Raw genomic sequence first — 4905 nt, forward strand, 5'->3', positions numbered from 1 at the left:
AAAGGTTATGACAGCGAGCCTTTTCGGTGCTTTGTTCGTCAAAAAGGCGGACGAACGGTGATTGCTAAACGTAATTATGGTAAGGATATAGATAAAAGCAGTATGGATAGGTGCCTTTATCGCTATCGTCATTTAGTCGAGAATGCCTTTGCTAGAATCAAGCAATATCGTTCAATATCAACTAGATACGATAAGTTAGAAAGGAATTATGCCAGTATGGTATCACTGGCATTTATGTTAATGTGGCTGCCAATGTATTGTTGAGTAATTTATGTACAGCAAAGATCAACAGCCCCTAGTGTCTTTCTATAAAATAACGACTATCCTCTATAAATAATTAATACCAAGATCAAGCACTTATTGATAGCAAAAACTTGACATTATCTCCCCTGGGGTCTAGAATCTTGCGACCCAAAACTTATACACATAGGTTTTGGTCTACAGTTATTAATTACGTATCTAAAAAGCAATTTTAAATTTATTTTAATTAATCAGGAGCTTATTAATGGCAACAATTAATCAGCTGGTACGCAAACCAAGAGCACTAAAGGAAGCAAAAAGCAACGTTCCTGCCCTTGAAGCATGCCCGCAAAAACGCGGTGTTTGTACTCGTGTTTACACAACTACACCGAAAAAACCAAACTCAGCATTACGTAAAGTATGTCGTGTACGTTTAACCAACGGTTTTGAAGTTACTTCTTATATCGGTGGTGAAGGTCATAACCTACAAGAACATAGTGTAATTTTAATCCGTGGTGGTCGTGTTAAAGACTTACCAGGTGTTCGTTACCACACTGTTCGCGGTGCATTAGACTGCGCAGGTGTTAAAGATCGTAAACAAAGCCGTTCAAAATACGGTGTTAAACGACCTAAAGCTTAATGGAACTCCGTTAAGTAAGGCCAAACTATATAATTCCATTTAACTCATTTGAGTTTTGGGTAAACCTGAAAATTTATAACATATAAACGGAGTATTCCAATGCCACGTCGTCATGTTGTCGGTCAAAGAAAAATTCTTCCTGATCCGAAGTTCGGTTCAGAGTTGCTGGCGAAATTTGTAAATATTTTAATGATAGATGGTAAAAAATCTATCGCAGAATCAATCGTATATTCAGCTCTTGATAAATTAGCTGAGCGTAGTGGAAAAGACCACTTAGCAGCTTTTGAAGTTGCATTAGATAACGTAAGACCAACTGTAGAAGTTAAGTCACGTCGCGTTGGTGGTTCTACATACCAAGTTCCTGTTGAAGTGCGTCCAGTTCGACGTAATGCACTTGCAATGCGTTGGATTGTAGATGCTGCACGTAAACGTGGCGATAAATCAATGGCTTTACGCCTAGCGAATGAACTTATGGATGCTTTTGAAAACAAAGGTACCGCTGTGAAAAAACGCGAAGATGTTCATCGTATGGCTGAAGCTAATAGAGCGTTTGCACACTATCGTTGGTAATATTCGCACTTATAATTGTATAAGTGACTTGAATTAAGACTGATAGCCCTTATCTGCTATCGGTCACCAAAATGATGTTTTATTAAGCAAACGATTCTAAACAGAGGATTAATATGGCTCGTACAACCCCTATAGCACGCTACCGTAACATCGGTATCAGTGCACATATTGACGCAGGTAAAACAACAACGACTGAACGTATTTTGTTTTATACTGGCGTTAGTCACAAAATTGGTGAAGTTCATGATGGCGCAGCTACCATGGACTGGATGGAACAAGAACAAGAACGTGGTATTACTATCACATCTGCGGCAACAACAGCTTTCTGGTCTGGTATGGGTCAACAATTTGAACCACACCGTATCAACATCATCGACACCCCGGGACACGTTGACTTCACAATCGAAGTTGAACGTTCTATGCGTGTTCTTGATGGTGCAGTAATGGTTTACTGTGCGGTTGGTGGTGTTCAACCTCAATCAGAAACTGTATGGCGTCAAGCAAACAAATATAAAGTTCCACGTATTGCATTTGTCAACAAAATGGACCGTATGGGAGCTAACTTCTTACGTGTTGTTGATCAAATCAAAACTCGTTTAGCAGCGGTTCCAGTTCCTTTGGTTTTACCAATCGGTGCTGAAGAAGGATTTACTGGTGTTGTTGATTTACTTAAGCGTAAAGCAATTAACTGGAATGATGCTGATCAAGGCGTAACATTTACTTATGAAGATGTGCCAGCTGATATGGTTGACCAAGTTGAAGAATGGCGTTCATTCTTAATGGAAACTGCAGCTGAAGCAAGCGAAGAGTTAATGGAAAAATACCTTGGTGGTGAAGAGTTAACTGAACAAGAAGTGAAAACAGCATTACGCGAACGCGTACTTGCCAACGAAATCATCTTAGTAACTTGTGGTAGTGCCTTTAAAAACAAAGGTGTGCAATTCATGCTTGATGCTGTTATTGAATACTTACCAGCGCCAACTGATGTACCAGCAATCAAAGGTGAATTACCAAATGGTGAAGCAGCTGAACGTCACTCAAGTGATGATGAACCATTCTCATCATTAGCGTTCAAAATTGCAACAGACCCATTTGTTGGTAACTTAACATTCTTCCGTGTTTACTCTGGTGTTGTTAACTCAGGTGATACTGTTCTTAACTCTGTAAAAGATAAGAAAGAACGTTTTGGTCGTATCGTTCAGATGCATGCTAACAAACGTGAAGAAATTAAAGAAGTTCGCGCAGGCGATATTGCTGCTGCAATTGGTCTTAAAGATGTCACAACAGGGGATACTCTTTGTGCTGAAAGTGCACCAATTATTCTTGAAAGAATGGAATTCCCTGAACCGGTGATTTCGGTTGCTGTTGAACCAAAAACTAAAGCTGACCAAGAAAAAATGGGCCTTGCTTTGGGTCGACTAGCACAAGAAGACCCTTCATTCCGTGTTCACACTGATGAAGAATCTGGTCAAACTATTATTTCTGGTATGGGCGAACTTCACTTAGAAATCATCGTTGACCGTATGAAACGTGAATTTAAAGTGGAAGCAAATGTTGGTAAACCACAAGTTGCTTACCGTGAAACAATTCGCAATGAAGTAGAACAAGAAGGTAAATTTGTTCGTCAGTCTGGTGGTCGTGGTCAATACGGTCATGTATGGTTAAAAATCAAACCATTGGAAGCTGGTGGCGAAGGCTACAAATTCAACAACGAAATCGTTGGTGGTGTGGTTCCTAAAGAATATATCCCTGCGGTTGATAAAGGCTGTCAAGAACAAATGAAAAACGGTGTTCTTGCTGGTTACCCAATTGTTGATGTTGAAGTCACTATCTTTGATGGTTCTTACCATGATGTTGACTCATCAGAAATGGCATTTAAAATTGCTGGTTCAATGGCATTTAAAGATGGCTTCATGAAAGCTAAACCTGTGCTTTTAGAACCAATTATGAAAGTCGAAGTTGAAACTCCAGAAGATTATATGGGTGACGTTATCGGTGACTTAAACCGTCGTCGTGGTATGATCGAAGGAATGGAAGATACTGCAACAGGTAAAACTGTTAAAGCACAAGTTCCACTTTCAGAAATGTTTGGTTATGCAACAGACCTTCGTTCACAAACTCAAGGTCGTGCTTCTTACTCAATGGAGTTCTTGAAGTACAATGAAGCACCAACAAATATTGCAACCGCAATTATTGAAGCTCGTAAAGCGAAATAATTTTATCTAAATAAAGTAACACTTCCCTTAATTACTTAAGGGAAGTGATTTAATAAAGGAACATTAAGATGTCTAAAGAAAAATTTGAACGTACAAAACCCCATCTAAACGTTGGTACAATCGGTCACGTTGACCACGGTAAAACAACTTTAACTGCTGCAATTACTTCTGTACTTGCTAAAAAATACGGCGGTCAAGCTCGTGCATTCGATCAAATCGATAACGCACCAGAAGAAAAAACACGTGGGATTACCATCAACACTTCACACGTTGAATACGATACACCAACTCGTCACTACGCACACGTAGACTGCCCAGGCCATGCTGACTATGTTAAAAACATGATCACTGGTGCGGCACAAATGGACGGTGCTATCTTAGTAGTAGCAGCAACAGATGGTCCTATGCCACAAACTCGTGAACACATCCTTTTAGGTCGTCAAGTAGGTGTTCCTTACATCATCGTATTCTTAAATAAATGTGATATGGTTGATGACGAAGAATTATTAGAATTAGTTGAAATGGAAGTACGTGAACTTCTATCTCAATATGATTTCCCAGGTGATGATACACCAGTCATTCGTGGTTCTGCGCTTAAAGCGTTAGAAGGCGATGCAGCATGGGAAGACAAAATTGTTGAATTAGCAGAAGCATTAGATAGCTATATTCCAGAGCCAGAGCGTGATATCGACAAACCATTCCTATTACCAATTGAAGACGTATTCTCAATTTCAGGACGTGGTACAGTAGTAACTGGTCGTGTTGAACGCGGTGTAATTAAAGTTGGTGAAGAAGTTGAAATTGTTGGTATCAAGCCAACCACTAAAACAACTTGTACTGGTGTTGAAATGTTCCGTAAATTACTTGACGAAGGTCGTGCAGGTGAAAACGTTGGTGTATTACTACGTGGTACAAAACGTGAAGAAATCGAACGTGGTCAAGTACTTGCAAAACCAGGTTCAATCACTCCACATACTGATTTTGAATCAGAAGTGTATATTTTAAGCAAAGATGAAGGTGGTCGTCACACTCCATTCTTCAAAGGTTACCGTCCACAGTTCTACTTCCGTACAACTGACGTAACTGGTACTATCGAATTACCAGAAGGTGTAGAAATGGTAATGCCTGGAGATAACATCAAAATGACAGTATCATTAATTCACCCAATCGCAATGGCAGACGGCTTACGTTTTGCGATTCGTGAAGGTGGTCGTACTGTTGGTGCGGGTGTTGTTGCTA

Annotated in this window: 5 protein-coding genes; all 5 read left to right on the forward strand. The window is 39.8% G+C overall.

Annotated features, from left to right (window positions below):
* The coding region (locus A9G38_RS12305; protein ID WP_176713214.1) for a transposase at nucleotides 1-264 on the forward strand (264 nt) is incomplete at its 5' end.
* A 241-nt stretch (nucleotides 265-505) separates the two neighbouring features.
* The gene (gene rpsL, locus A9G38_RS08985) at nucleotides 506-880 is read left to right on the forward strand and encodes a 30S ribosomal protein S12 (protein WP_034883792.1); all 375 of its coding nucleotides are present in this window, start codon (nucleotides 506-508) and stop codon (nucleotides 878-880) included.
* Nucleotides 881-979: 99 nt separating this feature from the next.
* Nucleotides 980-1450 carry a 30S ribosomal protein S7 gene (rpsG, locus tag A9G38_RS08990; RefSeq protein WP_034915550.1) on the forward strand — a complete coding sequence of 157 codons (471 nt, stop codon included), beginning with the start codon at nucleotides 980-982 and terminating at the stop codon, nucleotides 1448-1450.
* Nucleotides 1451-1563: 113 nt separating this feature from the next.
* On the forward strand, nucleotides 1564-3666 hold the full coding sequence (gene fusA / locus A9G38_RS08995) for an elongation factor G (protein ID WP_034915554.1): 2103 nt from the start codon (nucleotides 1564-1566) through the stop codon (nucleotides 3664-3666).
* A gap of 68 nt (nucleotides 3667-3734) precedes the next feature.
* On the forward strand, nucleotides 3735-4905 hold a 1171-nt coding region (gene tuf, locus A9G38_RS09000; protein WP_065623244.1), incomplete at its 3' end, for an elongation factor Tu.

Source organism: Gilliamella sp. Imp1-1 (genome assembly GCF_001690415.1).
GTDB classification, from domain to species: domain Bacteria; phylum Pseudomonadota; class Gammaproteobacteria; order Enterobacterales; family Orbaceae; genus Gilliamella; species Gilliamella bombi.